Genomic DNA, 16,399 nt, shown 5'->3' on the forward strand with positions numbered 1-16,399 from the left:
GATCGGGTCGGCGTGCGATCGAGACGTCGAGATAGCACACTGGACGCGTGACAGACGCCGCTGACTCTCCTGCCGCACCGCCCTCCGCCGAGCATGCACGTCTCGCAGAATCGCCCGGGGTGAGCGGGCCGTGGCGCCAGTGGGGTCCGTACCTCGCCGGACGTCAATGGGGCACTGTCCGAGAGGACTATTCGGCCGATGGCGACGCGTGGCAGTCGTTTCCGTTCGACCAATCGCACCTTCGGGCGTATCGATGGGGCGAGGACGGGCTCGGCGGGATCAGCGATCGCTTCGGATTCCTCAACTTCGCGTTCGCGCTGTGGAATCGCAAGGACCCCATTCTGAAGGAGCGCCTGTTCGGTCTGACCAACGGCGAGGGCAACCACGGGGAGGACGCCAAGGAGTACTGGTGGGTCGTCGACGGCACCCCGACGCACAGTTGGATGCAGTGGCTCTACCGCTACCCGCAGGCCGAGTACCCCTACCGGCAGTTGCGTGAGGAGAACGCGAGCCGCGGACGGGACGATCGCGAATACGAGCTGTCCGACACCGGAATTCTCGACGAGAACCGATTCTTCGACGTGCAGGTGACGTACGCGAAGGCGTCGCCCGACGACATCTGCATCGTCATCTCGGTGACCAACCACGGACCGGATGCGGCGTCGGTCGACCTGCTGCCGCACCTCTGGTTCCGAAACACGTGGGCGTGGGGACGCGACGAGCGCCGCGGCACGCTCGACGAGGTCGATCCGTCGCATCTGCAGTCCGGGGCCGTACGAGCAGTGGAGGCGCAGCACGGATTTCTCGGCCGCTACTACCTCGCCGCCGAGGGTCGACCTCGGGTTCTGTTCTGCGACAACGACACCAATGCGGCCGCCTTGTGGGGGCAGGAGAACCGAAGCGCTTACAGCAAGGACGGAATCGGCCGACGCGTCGTCGACGGGGACGAGAGCGCGGTCGATCCCGCGCAGACCGGGACGAAATCGGCGTTCTGGTACAGCCTCGACGACGTCGCACCCGGAGAGACGCGTGAGGTCAAGTTGCGCTTGTCGACCGCCGCCCCGGACGAGCAGACGTTCGGCCGCGGGTTCGACGCCGTCGTCGCCGACCGGCGCGCCGATGCGGACGAGTTCTATCGCGCCGTCATCGGGCCCGACCTCTCCGACGACGACCGCCACGTGGCGCGTCGCGCGTACGCCGGTCTGCTCTGGACGAAGCAGTTGTATCGGTACGACGTCGAGCAATGGATCGAGGGAGACAAGGTCGGCGAGCCCTCTCCCGAGGCACGCCGCGGCACCGGCGCGCGTAACTCGCGCTGGCAGCATCTTGCCCTGGCGGACGTGATCTCGATGCCAGACGAGTGGGAGTACCCGTGGTTCGCCGCGTGGGACTTGGCTTTTCACACCATTCCGCTCGCGCACGTCGATCCGGATTTCGCGAAGGAACAGCTCGTACTCATGTGCCGCGAATGGTCGATGCATCCCAACGGCCAACTGCCGGCGTACGAGTGGGAATTCGGCGACGTCAACCCGCCCGTACACGCATGGGCGGCATGGCATGTCTACCGTATCGACGGCTACCGCGATCGCGAGTTTCTCGTACGGGTCTTCACGAAGTTGCTGCTCAACTTCGCGTGGTGGGTCAATCGCAAGGACTCGGAGGGGTCGAACATCTTCGAGGGCGGGTTCCTCGGAATGGACAACATCGGTCTGTTCAACAGGTCCGCGCCGTTGCCTCCCGGGTTCCGGCTCGAGCAGTCCGACGCGACGAGTTGGATGGCGTTCTACTGCCAGCAGATGTTCAAGATCGCGCTCGAACTGGCACGACACGACCGCGCGTGGGACGACGCCGCCACCAAGTTCTTCGCGCACTTCCTGTCGATTGCCCGTGCGGTCAAATCGTTCGGCTCACAACATATTTCGCTGTGGCACGACGAGGACGGTTTCTTCTACGACGTTCTCGTACCGCCCGAGGGCGATGCGACGCCGATGCGTGTGCGATCGATGGTCGGTCTGCTGCCGATCCTCGGCGCCACGGAGATTCCGTCGTGGGTCGAGAAGGAATGTCCTGATCTGACCGCTCGATTGCGGTGGGTTCAGCAGCGCAGGCCGGAGATGGTGAGCCCCTTGCTCGCTCGCAAGGACGGGGACGAGGTACGTGTGCTGTTGTCCCTCGTCGAACCCGAACGTCTGAAGCGTGTGCTGTCCCGCATGTTCGATTCCGAAGAATTCTTGTCGCAGTACGGGATTCGATCGTTGTCGGCGTCCTATCGTGACGCCGTCACCTACGAGATCGACGGACGGCACGTGTCGATCGAATACGAGCCCGGCGAGTCCAGAACCGGAATGTTCGGCGGCAACTCGAACTGGCGTGGGCCCATCTGGTTCCCGGTCAACGTGCTGCTCGCGGACAAGCTGCGCGCCTACGGCCGGCACTACGGCGACTCGTTCACGATCGAAATTCCCACCGGCTCCGGCAATCACCGCACCCTGACCGAGGCTGCCGACCTGATCGACGACGGCCTCGCGTCGTTGTTCCGCCCCGTCGACGGCAAACGACCGGCCGACGGTGACCGAATCGAATCGACCGACGATCCGCTGTGGAGCGTGCACCCGACGTTCAACGAGTACTTCGACGGCGACACCGGTGAGGGGCTCGGGGCGTCGCACCAGACCGGGTGGACGGGACTCGTCGCGCATCTGTTGAGGCCGCGTCTGCCGCTGTAGGCGACGTCGTCGCACGTGAGCGCGAATGTATAGAGGGCTATACATTCGCACTCACCTGGAGACATTCTGCTCACCTAGAGTGGGGGTCATGAAGATCCGCGGCGCTGTACTCGAAGAAATCGGACGCTCACGGCCGTTCGCCGACTCGCATCCCATCTCCATCTCGGAGCTGGAACTCGCACCTCCCGGTGAGGGCGAACTGCTCGTGCGGATCGAGGCCGCGGGCCTGTGTCACTCGGACCTGTCGGTGGTCGACGGTAACCGCGTGCGACCGGTGCCGATGCTCCTTGGACACGAAGCCGCGGGCCGCGTCGAAGCCGTCGGCGCGGGAGTGGACGACGTTCCGGTCGGCACCCGCGTCGTCATGACGTTCCTGCCGCGGTGCGGGGAGTGCGACGGCTGTCGTACCGACGGCCAGATGCCGTGCATCCCGGGCAGCGCCGCCAACAACGCCGGAACGCTTCTCGACGGCGGCCGGCGCTTGAATCGCGACGGCGTCGAGGTCAAGCACCACCTCGGGGTGTCCGGATTCGCGACGCATGCCGTCGTCAGCCGCAAGTCCGTCGTTCCCGTCGACGACGACATTCCGGCCGACGTCGCTGCGGTACTGGGCTGTGCCGTGCTGACGGGCGGCGGTGCGGTACTCAACGCGGGCCGTCCCACGCCGGGGCAGTCGGTCATGGTGATCGGTCTCGGTGGCGTCGGGATGGCGTCGATTCTGACGGCCGTGTCCGTCGGAGCCGGACAGGTCATCGGAGTCGACGCGGTGCCGGACAAGCTCGCCACCGCGCGTGAACTCGGTGCGACACAGACCTATTCGCCGGCCGAGCGTGAAGAGCAGAACATCAAGGCCGATGTCGTCATCGAGGCGGCGGGCAATGCGCGCGCGTTCGAGGCAGCGGTGGCCGCGACGGCACCGGGCGGCACGACGGTCACCGTCGGACTTCCGGCACCGGATGCGCGGTCGTCGATCTCGCCGCTCGGACTCGTCGCCGAAGCCCGTACGATCGTCGGAAGCTACCTCGGTTCGGCGGTGCCGGCGCGAGACATTCCGAAGTATGCGCAGATGTGGCGCGAAGGCCGGCTTCCCGTCGAGAAGCTGATCAGCTCGCGAATTGCGCTCGACGAGATCAACCGCGGCATGGACGAACTGGCCGACGGCAACGCCATCCGTCAGGTCATCACGTTCTAGCGACTTGGGGCGGTGGCCACCCACCGCCCGTTACGTCGTGCGATCTCGATGGGGTGATCGAAGCATTCGCTGATGTTCTCGGTGGTGAGGACGTCGTCGACGTGGCCGATGGCCATGATGTGGCCGTCGCGCAGCAGCACCGCATGCGACGTCGACGACGGGATCTCCTCGAGATGATGTGTGACGAGAATGCTCGAGAGCGTGGGATGCTCGGCCCGGATGCCGTCCAACGCCGTTAGAAGTTGTTCTCGCGCAGCAAGATCGAGACCGGTCGCGGGCTCGTCCAACAGCAGCAGCGCGGGGTCCGGCAGAAGTGCGCGAGCGATGAGTGCCCGTCCGCGTTCGCCCTGCGACAGTGTGTACCACGGCGAATCGATGCGATGCGTGACGCCGAGTGCGCTGATCAACGACGTCGCCCGTGCCACCTCGTCGTCGGTGGGGGACCAGCGCGGAACCAGATCGGGAGTGTTCGTCATCCCCGTCAACACCGTCTGGAGCAGCGTCAACGACGGCTCGACACGCAGTCGTGGGTCGACGTGGCCGATGTGAGTGCGCAGCTCGCGCATGTCGACGCGTCCGAGCCGGTGACCGAGGACGTGCACACTCCCGTGCGTGGGGTGAACGAATGCGCCCAGCAGGCTCAGCAGCGTACTCTTGCCGGCTCCGTTCGCGCCGAGAAGTACCCAGTGTTCGCCCTGTTCGAGGCGCACCGAAGCGTCGCGCAGAAGGTATCGCCCGTTTCGCACGAGGTCGACGTTCTCTGCTTGCAGGACCGGTATCGAGTCGTTGGTCACCGAACGACGGTAGCGCCGACGGGGTGACCCCACTGCACCGGATCGGGTGGTGTGATGTTTGACTCACTAAAGAACCGGACACAGTATCGAGAAACCACGAACTAGGGGTACGCATGACTCTGCCCATCCTCGAACGCGCGCGAGTCGTCGCGACTCCGGAATGGAATCGTTGGCTGATTCCGCCCGCGGCGCTGTCGATTCACCTGGCGATCGGATCGGCCTACGCCTGGAGCGTGTTCAAGAGCGCGATCTCCGCGCCGACCGCCTCGGACCTCAGCGGGACCGTGACCGCGATTCCGTTTCAACTCGCAATCGTCATGCTCGGACTGTCGGCGGCCATCTTCGGCACCCGCGTCGAGAAGAACGGGCCCCGCTGGGCCATGGCCGTCTCGCTGATCTTCTTCGTCAGCGGATTGTTGTTGTCCGCGTTGGGAATGAGCCTCGGTCAGTTCTGGCTCGTGATCTTCGGTTACGGGTTCGTCGGTGGAATCGGGCTCGGTATCGGCTACATCTCACCGGTCTCCACACTCATGAAGTGGTTCCCCGACCGACCCGGCATGGCCACCGGTATCGCAATCATGGGTTTCGGTGGCGGCGCATTGATCGCCTCGCCGCTCACGACCCAATTGCTCTCGGGCTTCGGCGGATTCACCGACGCGTCCATCGCCAAGACGTTCCTTGTGTTGGCCGTCGGCTACGCGATCTTCATGGCGCTCGGCGTCGTCCTCATCCGCGTTCCGGCCGACGACTGGAAGCCGAAGGGATGGAATCCCGACACGTCGTCGCCGCTGGTGTCCACGCACAACGTCTCGGCTGCGAATGCCGTCAAGACCCCGCAGTTCTGGTTGCTGTGGATCGTGCTGTGCTTCAACGTGACTGCCGGCATCGGGATTCTGGAGCGCGCGTCAGGTATCTACCAGGACTTCTTCCCCGACGCCCTCTCCGCCGAGTCTTTGGCTGCTGCCGCAGCCGGTTTCGTCGCCTTCCTGTCCTTGACGAACATGATCGGCAGGTTCGTGTGGTCGTCGGTCTCGGACCTGGTGGGACGGAAGAACATCTACCGTCTGTACCTCGGTGTCGGTGCATTGCTGTATCTGTACATCGCGGTGTTCACCAATTCGAACAAGGTGCTGTTCTTGATCTCGGCGCTGTTGATCCTGTCGTTCTACGGCGCAGGTTTCGCGACCATGCCCGCGTACCTCAAGGACATGTTCGGGACGTATCAGGTCGGTGCCATCCACGGTCGACTGCTGACCGCGTGGTCGGTCGCAGGCGTGCTGGGCCCGCTGATCGTCAACGCCATTGCCGACGCGGGTGACGCCGGTTCGACGAGTCGCTATCTTCCGGCGTTCTACGTGATGATCGCTCTGCTCGTCATCGGGTTCGTGGCCAACGAATTGATCAAGCCGGTGAACGAGAAGTTCTACGAGAAGGAGGCGTCGGCATGAACGAGGCACGTCAACGAACAGTGATGGTCGTGGCCTGGATCTGGGTCGCCGTTCCCTTCGCCTACGGGCTGTACGAACTGTCCCTGAAGGCGAAGAACCTCTTCGGAGGGTGACGCGCGACCAGCGTACGAACGGCGGCTCCACAGTCAGTAGGCTTCCACCTGCATGGATTTTCCGGTCGGAGCACAGAGTGGAGCAGTCGTGAGTTCAGAAGCACCTATCCGGGTCGGCGTTCTCGGAGCCCGCGGCAAGGTGGGGCAGGCCATCTGTGCTGCCGTCGACGCCGCATCCGACCTCGAACTCGTGGCGACCGTCGATCAGGGCGACCCGATGTCGACGTTCGTCGACGCCTCGACGCAGGTCGTCGTCGACTTCACGCATCCCGACGTCGTCATGGACAATCTGCGGTTCCTCGTCGAGAACGGAATCCACGCCGTCGTCGGCACCACCGGATTCGACGAGGAGCGACTCGCGACCGTGCGGTCCTGGCTGGAAGGCTCCCCCGAGACGGGAGTTCTGATCGCGCCGAACTTCGCCATCGGAGCCGTACTCACCATGCGTTTCGCCGAGCAGGCCGCGCGGTTCTTCGATTCGGTCGAGGTCATCGAATTGCACCACCCGAACAAGGCCGATGCCCCGTCGGGTACCGCGTACCGCACTGCCGAGGTCATCGCCGACGCACGTGCGAAGGCAGGTGTCGCGAAGAGTCCCGACGCCACGACGGCCGAATTCGATCACGCCCGTGGCGCGGAGGTCGACGGAGTGCGCGTCCACTCGGTCAGGCTCGCAGGTCTCGTGGCGCATCAGGAAGTGTTGTTCGGAACCCTCGGTGAGACGCTGACCATTCGTCACGATTCGCTCGACCGCACGTCCTTTGCGCCGGGCGTGCTGCTCGGTGTGCGGGAGATCGCCGGTCGTCCCGGCTTGACCGTCGGACTCGATCCGTTCCTGGACCTGTAGAACCATGAACAAGGCGACGAAGATCCTGCTCACCATCGCCGTGATGGTGGCGATTCTGGCGTTCTACTTCTACTTGTTGGGTCGACGCGGTGTCTCGTTGATCCAGACCGGTGGTGCCGTGAACGTCGGGCTGGGTGTCGGAGTGATTCTGCTTCCCGTCATCGGACTGTGGATCGTGTGGGCGACGCTGAAGGCAGGTTTCGAACACCAGCACCTGGCGTCGCGAGTTCGGGACGAGGATCTCGAGCTCGACGTGTCCGATCTTCCGCGGATGCCGTCGGGGCGCATTTCCCGTGACGCCGCCGACGAGCTGTTCCAGCAGGTCAAGGGGGAGTGGGAGAAGGACCCCGACAACTGGCGCAATTCCTACCGGCTGGCCAGGGCCTACGACTATGCGGGCGACCGGGGCCGGGCTCGCGAGACGATGAAGCGCGCGGTTGCACTCGAGCGTGCGGAGTCGGCGTCGAAGTGACCACACTCCTCGTCGTCCATCACACGCCGTCTCCGTCGACGCGCGAACTACTGGAAGCGGTTCTGGCGGGAGCGGGTGATTCGGAGATCGAGGGTGTGACGGTTCGGAGTGTCCCTGCGCTGGGCGCGACGGTGCCGGACGTGCTGGGTGCCGACGGCTACTTGTTCGGCACGTCCGCGAACTTCGGTTACATGAGCGGTGCGCTCAAGCACTTCTTCGACACCACGTATTACCCGTGCCTCGACGCGGTCGCCGGGCGTCCGTACGGAATGTGGGTGCATGGCAACAACGACACGGCGGGCGCGGTCACGGCCATGTCGAAGATCGTGACCGGGTGGGCGCTCGAACAAGTCTCTGCTGCAGTGGAAGTCACGGCCGTGGACAAGGCTGCGCGTGACTCCTGCTACGAACTCGGAGGAATTCTCGCGGCGACGCTGATGGGTTGACGCGGTGGGATGCCGCCGATACGTGTCGGTGCCCCGTGGCAAGGTGGCGGTATGCGCGAGATGAGTGCAGCGATGGCGCGGCGTACAGCTCTTGCTGCCCAGGGGCTGGCGTCGCCGCATCCGGTGACCGATCGTGGGGCGTCGACGCGTGCTGTGCAGAAAGTGATCGACAGGAACCGTCTGCTTCAGATCGACTCGGTGTCCGTGCTGGTGCGTGCACACTACGCACCCTTGTTCAGCCGCGTCGGGAAGTACGACCGCACTCTCGTGGACAGGGCTGCGTGGACGGACACCAAGCGCAGTCCACGCAAGCTCGTCGAATACTGGGCGCACGAGGCCGCGTTGATCCCCGTCGAGGACTGGCCGCTGATGCGTTGGCGTACCGAACTCTACGAACACGGACGATGGGGTGGCGCCAAGACCGTGCTCGAGCGAAACCCCACGCTGGCCGACGACATTCTGGCCGTCATCACCGACTCGGGTCCGTCCAGCGCAGGCGAGATCGAGCGCGCGTTGGACGTGGAGCGGCCGGGCCGCAAGGGGCCGTGGTGGGATCGCAGTGACGTCAAAGTCGTGTGCGAGCAGCTGTTCGCAGCCGGTGTCGTGTCCGTCGATACTCGCGCCGGTTTCGTCCGGCATTACGACCTCACGGAAAGGGTCATCCCGGCGGACATCCTCGCTCGGAACGTCGACGAAGCCGATGCCGTGCGCCAGCTCGTCACGAATTCCGCTGTGGCACTGGGAATCGCGACCGAACCGGACCTGCGTGACTACTACCGACTCTCGCAGAAGCAGACCAAGGCGGCGATCGTCGACCTCGTCGAGGCGGGGACGCTCGAACCCGTCGAGGTCGACGGGTGGGGCGCGCCTGCCTACCTGCACGTCGACGCACGAATTCCCCGCTCCGCCAAGGGTTCTACTCTGCTGTGCCCCTTCGACCCGATGATCTTCTTTCGGCCACGGGTGGAGCGAATCTTCGACTTCCACTACCGCATCGAGATCTACACCCCACAGCACAAGCGCATTCACGGCTATTACGTCTTCCCGTTTCTCATGGACGGGGAACTCGTTGCGCGCGTCGACCTCAAGGGCGACCGAGCCCGATCGGAACTGCAGGTTCTCGGGGCCTTCGTCGACGGCGACCGCGACGCGGCCGTCATCGCGGACCGGCTCCTGCCTGTACTACGCGAGATGGCCGACTGGCTCGAACTGGGGACCATCGTCATCGGGGAGCGTGGGGATCTGGTTGCAGCACTCGCGGCGTCGGCGTGATGATGACACCATTCATTTCATGACCGCGCCCACCGAAGAACTGCCACCCCAGGTCGTCGTGCTGTTCGGAGCGACCGGCGACTTGGCACGCCGAAAGCTGTTGTCCAGCTTCATGCATCTCGTTCTGTCCGATCTGGCGCCGCGCATCCGCGTCGTCGGAACGTCGCTGGAGGAGATGACGAGCGACGAGTTCAGGCAGATGGCTCTCGAAGCGATCGACGAGTTCTCGTCTCGTAAGGTGTCCGAGGAGCAGTGGCGGGAATTCGCAGGGAAACTCAGTTACGTCTCGCAGAAGGACGGGCCTGCCGCGCTCGCGGAAGCGGTCGCACACGCCGAAACGGAACTCGGGCCTGACGTTCGACGCCTGCACTACCTGAGCGTCCCGCCGAAGGCCGCTCTGGCAGTCGTGGACATGCTCGGCGAGGCCGATCTGGTGAAGCGGTCACGCATCATCATGGAGAAGCCGTTCGGCACCGACCTGGACAGCGCGATCGCGCTCAACGCCAGACTGCACGAGACGTTCGACGAGGAGCAGATCTTCCGCATCGACCACTTCCTGGGCAAGGAACCCGCACAGAACATTCTGGCGTTCCGGTTCGCGAACGGTCTGTTCGAACCGATCTGGAACCGGAATTTCATCGACCACGTTCAGATCGACGTTCCCGAGTCGCTGTCGTTGGACGGCCGCGCCAACTTCTACGAGTCGACCGGAGCATTCAAGGACATGGTGGTCACCCACCTGTTCCAGATCCTCGCGTTCATGGCGATGGAGCCGCCGACTGCCCTGGAACCGGGCGCGATCGGCGAAGAGAAGAACAAGGTCTTCCGATCCATGGTTCCCCTCGATCCGCGCAAGGTCGTACGCGGGCAGTACAACGGCTACCGCTCGGAACCGGGCGTGGCACCCGATTCCGAGACCGACACGTTCGTCGCGTTGCGGTGCGAAATCGACAATTGGCGCTGGGCAGGCGTGCCGTTCTACCTACGCACCGGAAAGAAGATGGCCGAGGGACAACGCATCATCTCCATCGCGTTCCGCGAGCCACCGAAGAGTATGTTCCCGGCGGGCTCCGGTGTCGGCGCACAAGGTCCCGACCACCTGACGTTCGACCTCGCCGACGCGTCGAAGGTGTCGCTGTCGTTCTACGGCAAACGCCCCGGCCCCGGCATGAAGTTGGACAAACTGAGCATGCAGTTCGCGATCGGCGACACCGAAAGGGCCGCAGACGTTCTCGAAGCCTACGAACGACTGATTCTCGACGCAATGCACGACGACCACACCCTGTTCACGACGGCCGAGGGCATCGAACGGCTGTGGGAGGTGTCGGCACCGCTACTCGCGGACCCGCCGCCCGTGCGTCAGTACGCGCCGGGATCGTGGGGTCCCAATGCCATTCATCAGCTGATCGCTCCGAACGCCTGGCGGCTGCCGTTCGAGCGTGCCTGGCGTGAGAACACCGAATCGACGAGGAGCAACTGAATCAGTACGGACGTTCCTTGCGCATCTGGTCGCGCAACGCGCCCTGAACCGCTTGCGACAGCCACGAATTGAGGGACACCCCGTTCATCGACGCGGCCTCCTCGGCCCGTTCCTTCACGTGCTCGACCATGCGCAGCGTGACGCGTCGCATTTCGCCGGTGACGTCCTCCATCGTCGGATAGTCCTCGGGCTCGGGTGTCGTCGCCTCGGTCTCGGCCGGGTCGACGTCACGGGTGACATCGGCTACGGCCTCGTTCCCGGTCAGACGCAGGTGCACCGAGTGGCCGTCGATCTGCGCCGAGATCTCCTCGGCGAAATCGGACAGGGCCTGCAGCAACATCAACCTGGCCGACGCCTGGGCTGCAGACCCGAGGGCGTCGGCGGTCTGTCGTGTCCGTTCGTCGCCGAGGGCAGCCGCGGCAAGGAGGTCGGCACGCAACGACGCGGTGTACGAATCGAGTTCCATGACGCCAGTGTGACGTCATAAGTGACGTCATGCAAGGCGTCACAGTGACGTACGACTACAGTCGCACTGATATTTCAGCAGCAGGGGCGGAAGGGACGCGGTGTCGAAGACGGTTTCGCTGAAGGTGCAATTGGTGGCGAAGACCGATTTCGTCCAGCCCGAGGACATCCCGTGGGAGACCGACGCCGACGGCGGACAGGCGCTGATCGAGTTCGCCGGGCGCGCCTGCTATCAGAGCTGGTCCAAGCCGAACCCGCGGACGGCGACGAACGCGTCGTATCTCCAGCACCTTCTGGACGTCGGGCATCTTTCGGTGCTCGAGCATGCGTCCGTGAGCTTCTACATCACCGGCATCTCGCGCTCGTGCACCCACGAGCTCATCCGTCACCGCCACTTCTCGTACTCGCAGCTGTCGCAGCGGTTCGTCAACGAGCGCGACGCGAACGTCATCGTGCCCCCTGCGATCGAAGGCGATCCCGAGCTCGAAGCGCTGTTCACGTCCGCGACCGACGCGTCCCGCGAGGCCTACGCCGAACTGCTCGCGGCGCTGGAACACAAGCTCGAGGGCGTCACCGGTGCGGCGATGCGCAACAAGCAGGCGCGTCAGGCGGCTCGGTCCGTGTTGCCCAACGCCACCGAGACCCGGGTGGTCGTCACCGGTAACTACCGGGCGTGGCGTCATTTCGTGTCGATGCGCGCGTCCGAGCATGCCGACGTCGAGATTCGACGCGTCGCCGTCGCGTGTCTGCGCCAGCTGGCGACGGTAGCGCCGGACGTCTTCGGCGACTTCGAGATCTCGGTCCTCGCCGACGGCTCGGAGGTGGCGCACAGTCCGTTCGTCACCGAGGTCTGATCGAAGCGGTCGAGACCACCGGGTAACCTTTCCGACCATGACATACGGTGATGCCGCTCCGCCCATCCAGTCTCCGTTCGGCACGGTGCTCACCGCTATGGTGACCCCGTTCTCGGCCGACGGAAAGCTGGACATCGACGCGGGCGTGCGTCTTGCGCATCACCTCGTCGAGCAGGGCCACGACGGTCTCGTGCTGGCAGGTACGACCGGCGAGTCTCCCACCACCACCGAGAACGAGAAGCTCGATCTCATGCGTGCTGTCATCGCCGCCGTCGGCCACCGCGCTCGGATCATCGCAGGTGCCGGCAGCAACGACACCGCGCACAGCGTCGAACTGGCTCGTGACGCAGCCCGCGCAGGCGCGCACGGCCTCCTCGTGGTCACCCCGTACTACTCGCGTCCGCCTCAGTCGGGCATCTACGCGCACTTCACCGCCGTCGCCGACGCGACCGACCTACCGGTGATGCTGTACGACATCCCTCCGCGCTCGGTCGTCCCGATCGAAACGGAGACTCTGCGTCGTCTCGCCGACCATCCCCGCATTCTCGCGGTGAAGGACGCCAAGGGCGACCTCAACGCGGGCGCCGAGCTGATCGCGTCGACCGGCCTGCAGTTCTTCTCCGGAGACGACCCGTTGAACCTTCCGTGGCTGTCGGTCGGTGCCACCGGCTTCGTCAGCGTAATCGGACACCTCGTTCCCGCTCGCCTACGCGAATTGCACACCGCGTTCATGATGGGCGACATCGCCCGCGCACAGGCGATCAACGTCAGCCTCATCCCGGTCATCAAGTCCGTCGCACGCCTCGGTGGCGTCAGCGCGGCCAAGGCCGGACTGCGTCTCATCGGCCTCGACGTCGGTGAACCACGACTTCCCCAGGTGCCGCCGAGCATCGAACACATCGAATTGCTCGCAGCAGATCTGCGGGCAGCAGGAGTACTTGTATGAGCAGACCAGCACGATCACGCGGCCGCGCAACTCGAAGCGCAGGACCGCCCACTTCACGTCCCGCCCAGCAGTCACGACCCGTCGTGCAGAACTCGGCACGGACTCAGCGACCGGACAACCGTCGCGAGATAGACCCCACCGAGCGTCTCGGGACGCCGCCGAAGGCACCGTTCAAGGGCCTGCGTGTCGTCGCGCTCGGCGGCATCGGCGAGATCGGCCGCAACATGACGGTGTTCGAGCACCAGGGCAAGTTGCTGATCGTCGACTGCGGCGTCCTGTTCCCGGAGGACCAGCAGCCCGGCGTCGACCTGATTCTCCCGGACTTCCGGCACATCGAGAACCGCATGGCCGACGTCGAAGCCGTCGTGCTCACCCACGGCCACGAGGACCACATCGGCGCGGTGCCGTTCCTGCTGCGTCTGCGTCCCGATGTTCCCGTCGTCGGCTCGAAGTTCACGCTCGCGCTCGTCGCCGCGAAATGCCGTGAGCATCGGCTGCGCCCCAACCTCGTCGAGGTCACCGAGGGGGAGAAGACTACCCACGGGCCGTTCGAGTGCGAATATTTCGCCGTCAACCACTCGATTCCCGACGCGTTGGCAATCGCGATCCGTACCGACGCGGGCCTCGCATTGCACACCGGTGACATCAAGCTCGACCAGCTGCCCCTCGACGGCCGACTGACCGACCTGGCAGGCTTCTCGCGGCTCGGTGACGAGGGCGTCGACCTGTTCCTCGTGGACTCGACCAACGCGGAGGTTCCCGGATTCGTCACTCCCGAGCGTGAGATCGGCGGTGTCCTCGACACCGTCATCGGCAAGGCCAAGCAACGCGTCATCGTCGCGTCGTTCGCCAGCCACGTGCACCGCATTCAGCAGGTCATCGACGTCGCCGAGCGCTACAACCGCCGCGTCGCGTTCGTCGGCCGGTCGATGGTTCGCAACATGCAGATCGCTCAGGACCTCGGCTACCTCCGGGTTCCGGACGGTCTCGAGGTGAACGTCGACGTCGCCGCGACGCTGCCGGACGACCGACTCGTGTTGATCTCCACCGGATCTCAGGGCGAGCCGCTGTCGGCGCTGTCGCGCATGGCTCGCGGTGAGCACCGCCAGATCAACGTCAAGGCCAACGATCTCGTCGTGCTGGCGTCGTCGCTGATTCCGGGCAACGAGAATTCCGTCTTCGCCGTCGTCAACGGTCTCGCGAAGCGGGGCGCCACCGTCGTGACGCAGCAGAACGCCAAGGTGCACGTCTCCGGACACGCATCCGCCGGTGAGCTGCTGTACCTGTACAACGCGGTGCGTCCGACCAACGCCATGCCGGTGCACGGCGAGTGGCGCCACCTGCGCGCCAACGCCGCGCTCGCGAAGGCCACCGGTGTGGCCGAGGACCGCGTCGTGCTCGCCGAGGACGGCGTCGTCGTCGACATGGTCGACGGTCTCGCGCGCATCGTCGGCCAGGTACCGGTCGGCCACGTCTACGTCGACGGTCTGTCGGTCGGCGACGTCGGCGACTCCACGCTGTCGGACCGCCTGATTCTCGGCGAGGGCGGCTTCATCGCGATCACCGTCGCCGTCGATTCGACGACCGGACGTGCAGTCGCAGCTCCCGAGGTGTCGGGCCGCGGATTCTCCGACGACCCGGCTGCGCTCAAGGAAGCCGGCCAGCTCGTCGAAGCCGAGCTGCAGCGCCTCGCATCCGACGGCGTCACCGACACGCACCGCATCGCGCAAGCCGTGCGACGCGTCGTCGGTCGGTGGGTGGCGGAGAAGTATCGCCGCAAGCCGATGATCGTCCCGACGGTCATGGAAGTGGGATAACGCTCCTGCGGCAATCAATGCGTGCGTAGTCGGTCTCCGGACCGACTACGCACGCATCGGTCGTTCAGGCCAACAACCGCCACAGGCCGACGATGCCGAGCGCGACGATGGTCGCGCGGAGTGCGGTGGGAGACAAGCGCCGCCCGTAGCGAGCGCCGATCGACCCACCGACCAGAGAGCCGACGGCGATCAATCCCGCTGCGGCCCAACTGATCCGGTCGAACGCGACGATCGTGTACGCGACCGCCGCGACGATGTTGACGATCAGCGACAGCAGATTCTTCGCCGCGTTCATGCGCTGGATCGACTCCGGCAGCAGCGCTCCCATCACGCCGATCAACAGAATCCCCTGCGCCGCAGTGAAATAACCGCCGTAGATGCCGACGAGGAAAGTTCCGATCGTCAGCATCACGAGATGCCCTCGGCCGACGTGGTCGGCTGCCTTGCCGGCGGCCTCCGACCGTGATCGCGCCCAGGCTTGAATCCGAGGCTGCGCCACGACCAGGATCAGTGCCCCGATGAGCAGCACGGGAACGACTGCGGCGAACACGGTTTCCGGAAGGTGCAGCAGCAACCACGAACCGAGCAGAGCACCGAGGAACGACGCAGGAATCTGCCACCGCAGTCGGTTCCACTGGCCGCGCAGTTCGCGGCGATATCCCCACGTGCCGGACACGCCTCCCGCCACGAGTCCGACGGCGTTGGACATCGTCGCCACGACGGGCGGATAGCCGAACGCGACGAGCGTGGGGAACGTGATCAGCGTTCCCGAGCCGACGACGGCGTTGATGGCTCCGGCACCGAGTCCTGCAACGAGGATGATCACAATTTCGGAGATCGGCACCGGCCCGAGATTACGGCTCGCCCTGCGGCGCATCGCCGACGGGGCACGTACGGTGTATCGGTGTGAGCCTCGCACAACACGAACGCGCTGAACTCGTCTCGACTCTGACCGCGGTGGGGGAGTCCGCGCCGACGCTGTGCGGAGAGTGGACCGCACGCGATCTCGCCGCGCACCTCGTCGTTCGAGAACGGCGTCTCGACGCGGCGCCGGGAATTCTGGTGCCCTTCCTCGCCGGCTACACCGAACGGGTCCAGAAGGGCGTGGCGCGACAGCCGTTTCCGGAACTGGTGGCCGCGGTCGCGTCGGGACCCCCGGTCTGGTCGCCCTTCAAGGTGCTCGATCCGGTGATCAACGTCGGCGAGATGTTCGTGCACCACGAGGACCTGCGGCGCGCTCGGCCGGGATGGGAGCCGCGCGTGCTCTCGGAGGCGATGGAGAACAAGCTGTGGTCGATCGCGTCGAAGATCGGACGTCTCGCGTACCGCGGGGCAGGCGTCGGCGTGATCCTTCGCACTCCTGACGGCCGGACTGCGACGGTGAGCAAGGGCGATCGATCCGTCGTCCTGATCGGGTTGCCGTCGGAGCTGCTGTTGGATGCGTTCGGCCGCTCCGAAGTCGTGATCGAGGCCGACGGCGACGCCGCCGACGTCGACGCTGTCCGGAAGCTCGACCGCAGCTTCTAG

General features: G+C 65.2%; 16 protein-coding genes. 13 read left to right on the forward strand and 3 right to left on the reverse strand.

Annotated elements, in window-relative coordinates; genetic code table 11:
• Positions 1 to 47: 47 nt before the first annotated feature.
• Both A3K89_RS18545 and A3K89_RS18550 read left to right on the forward strand, forming a co-directional pair.
• A complete protein-coding gene (locus tag A3K89_RS18545; protein WP_068428825.1) occupies positions 48 to 2,726 on the forward strand; it encodes an MGH1-like glycoside hydrolase domain-containing protein in 2,679 nt (892 codons plus the stop codon).
• 88 nt (positions 2,727 to 2,814) lie between these two features.
• Complete coding sequence (locus tag A3K89_RS18550; RefSeq protein ID WP_068429197.1) at positions 2,815 to 3,918, forward strand: alcohol dehydrogenase catalytic domain-containing protein; 1,104 nt, start codon at positions 2,815 to 2,817, stop codon at positions 3,916 to 3,918.
• On the opposite strand, the gene A3K89_RS18555 is transcribed toward A3K89_RS18550, so the two are convergent.
• The gene (locus A3K89_RS18555) at positions 3,915 to 4,712 is read right to left on the reverse strand and encodes an ABC transporter ATP-binding protein (protein WP_068428828.1); all 798 of its coding nucleotides are present in this window, start codon (positions 4,710 to 4,712) and stop codon (positions 3,915 to 3,917) included. The genes A3K89_RS18550 and A3K89_RS18555 overlap by 4 nt on opposite strands.
• Positions 4,713 to 4,825: 113 nt before the next feature.
• Here A3K89_RS18555 and A3K89_RS18560 point away from each other — a divergent pair, with 113 nt between their 5' ends.
• From A3K89_RS18560 to zwf, 7 genes are read left to right on the forward strand one after another with little or no spacing between them, the layout of a single operon-like run.
• The gene (locus tag A3K89_RS18560; RefSeq protein WP_068428831.1) at positions 4,826 to 6,160 is read left to right on the forward strand and encodes an OFA family MFS transporter; all 1,335 of its coding nucleotides are present in this window, start codon (positions 4,826 to 4,828) and stop codon (positions 6,158 to 6,160) included.
• Positions 6,157 to 6,273 (forward strand): MFS transporter small subunit, encoded by a 117-nt coding sequence (locus tag A3K89_RS26855; protein ID WP_442978241.1) that lies wholly within the window; start codon positions 6,157 to 6,159, stop codon positions 6,271 to 6,273. The genes A3K89_RS18560 and A3K89_RS26855 overlap by 4 nt, the downstream gene beginning before the upstream one ends.
• A 52-nt stretch (positions 6,274 to 6,325) precedes the next feature.
• Positions 6,326 to 7,120, forward strand: a complete 795-nt coding sequence (dapB, locus tag A3K89_RS18565; RefSeq protein WP_068428834.1) for a 4-hydroxy-tetrahydrodipicolinate reductase — start codon at positions 6,326 to 6,328, stop codon at positions 7,118 to 7,120.
• A gap of 4 nt (positions 7,121 to 7,124) precedes the next feature.
• A complete protein-coding gene (locus tag A3K89_RS18570; protein WP_068428837.1) occupies positions 7,125 to 7,592 on the forward strand; it encodes a hypothetical protein in 468 nt (155 codons plus the stop codon).
• Complete coding sequence (locus tag A3K89_RS18575; protein WP_068428838.1) at positions 7,589 to 8,038, forward strand: flavodoxin family protein; 450 nt, start codon at positions 7,589 to 7,591, stop codon at positions 8,036 to 8,038. Before A3K89_RS18570 ends, A3K89_RS18575 begins: the two co-directional genes overlap by 4 nt.
• 51 nt (positions 8,039 to 8,089) lie before the next feature.
• Positions 8,090 to 9,310, forward strand: coding sequence for a winged helix-turn-helix domain-containing protein (locus tag A3K89_RS18580; RefSeq protein WP_068428841.1), 1,221 nt, complete (start codon positions 8,090 to 8,092; stop codon positions 9,308 to 9,310).
• 19 nt (positions 9,311 to 9,329) lie between these two features.
• Positions 9,330 to 10,790, forward strand: a complete 1,461-nt coding sequence (gene zwf / locus A3K89_RS18585) for a glucose-6-phosphate dehydrogenase (RefSeq protein ID WP_068429200.1) — start codon at positions 9,330 to 9,332, stop codon at positions 10,788 to 10,790.
• A 1-nt stretch (position 10,791) separates the two neighbouring features.
• Here the strand turns inward: zwf and A3K89_RS18590 are convergent, their stop codons facing one another.
• Positions 10,792 to 11,256 (reverse strand): toxin-antitoxin system HicB family antitoxin, encoded by a 465-nt coding sequence (locus A3K89_RS18590; protein ID WP_068428844.1) that lies wholly within the window; start codon positions 11,254 to 11,256, stop codon positions 10,792 to 10,794.
• A 100-nt stretch (positions 11,257 to 11,356) separates the two neighbouring features.
• Between A3K89_RS18590 and thyX the strand changes: the two genes are divergently transcribed.
• The 3 genes from thyX to A3K89_RS18605 are packed head-to-tail and all read left to right on the forward strand — an operon-like array spanning position 11,357 to position 14,872.
• Entirely contained in the window at positions 11,357 to 12,109 is a 753-nt protein-coding gene (gene thyX / locus A3K89_RS18595) for an FAD-dependent thymidylate synthase (protein WP_068428845.1), read from the forward strand.
• A gap of 37 nt (positions 12,110 to 12,146) precedes the next feature.
• A complete protein-coding gene (gene dapA, locus A3K89_RS18600) occupies positions 12,147 to 13,055 on the forward strand; it encodes a 4-hydroxy-tetrahydrodipicolinate synthase (RefSeq protein WP_068428848.1) in 909 nt (302 codons plus the stop codon).
• A complete protein-coding gene (locus tag A3K89_RS18605; protein ID WP_240930984.1) occupies positions 13,052 to 14,872 on the forward strand; it encodes a ribonuclease J in 1,821 nt (606 codons plus the stop codon). The genes dapA and A3K89_RS18605 overlap by 4 nt, the downstream gene beginning before the upstream one ends.
• A gap of 64 nt (positions 14,873 to 14,936) precedes the next feature.
• Here the strand turns inward: A3K89_RS18605 and A3K89_RS18610 are convergent, their stop codons facing one another.
• The gene (locus tag A3K89_RS18610; RefSeq protein WP_068428859.1) at positions 14,937 to 15,716 is read right to left on the reverse strand and encodes a sulfite exporter TauE/SafE family protein; all 780 of its coding nucleotides are present in this window, start codon (positions 15,714 to 15,716) and stop codon (positions 14,937 to 14,939) included.
• A 62-nt stretch (positions 15,717 to 15,778) separates the two neighbouring features.
• Between A3K89_RS18610 and A3K89_RS18615 the strand changes: the two genes are divergently transcribed.
• Positions 15,779 to 16,399, forward strand: coding sequence for a TIGR03085 family metal-binding protein (locus tag A3K89_RS18615; protein ID WP_068428862.1), 621 nt, complete (start codon positions 15,779 to 15,781; stop codon positions 16,397 to 16,399).

Source organism: Rhodococcoides kyotonense (assembly GCF_001645385.1).
Classification (GTDB): domain Bacteria; phylum Actinomycetota; class Actinomycetes; order Mycobacteriales; family Mycobacteriaceae; genus Rhodococcoides; species Rhodococcoides kyotonensis_B.

What these genes read in the sequence shown, in the direction of transcription:
- dapA (WP_068428848.1), top strand. Translation starts at nt 12,147, where the DNA reads ATGACATACGGTGATGCCGCTCCGCCCATCCAGTCTCCGTTCGGCACG.
- A3K89_RS18560 (WP_068428831.1), top strand. Translation starts at nt 4,826, where the DNA reads ATGACTCTGCCCATCCTCGAACGCGCGCGAGTCGTCGCGACTCCGGAA.
- A3K89_RS18580 (WP_068428841.1), top strand. Translation starts at nt 8,090, where the DNA reads ATGCGCGAGATGAGTGCAGCGATGGCGCGGCGTACAGCTCTTGCTGCC.
- dapB (WP_068428834.1), top strand. Translation starts at nt 6,326, where the DNA reads ATGGATTTTCCGGTCGGAGCACAGAGTGGAGCAGTCGTGAGTTCAGAA.
- A3K89_RS18550 (WP_068429197.1), top strand. Translation starts at nt 2,815, where the DNA reads ATGAAGATCCGCGGCGCTGTACTCGAAGAAATCGGACGCTCACGGCCG.
- zwf (WP_068429200.1), top strand. Translation starts at nt 9,330, where the DNA reads ATGACCGCGCCCACCGAAGAACTGCCACCCCAGGTCGTCGTGCTGTTC.
- A3K89_RS26855 (WP_442978241.1), top strand. Translation starts at nt 6,157, where the DNA reads ATGAACGAGGCACGTCAACGAACAGTGATGGTCGTGGCCTGGATCTGG.
- A3K89_RS18570 (WP_068428837.1), top strand. Translation starts at nt 7,125, where the DNA reads ATGAACAAGGCGACGAAGATCCTGCTCACCATCGCCGTGATGGTGGCG.
- A3K89_RS18605 (WP_240930984.1), top strand. Translation starts at nt 13,052, where the DNA reads ATGAGCAGACCAGCACGATCACGCGGCCGCGCAACTCGAAGCGCAGGA.
- A3K89_RS18590 (WP_068428844.1), bottom strand. Translation starts at nt 11,256, where the DNA reads ATGGAACTCGATTCGTACACCGCGTCGTTGCGTGCCGACCTCCTTGCC.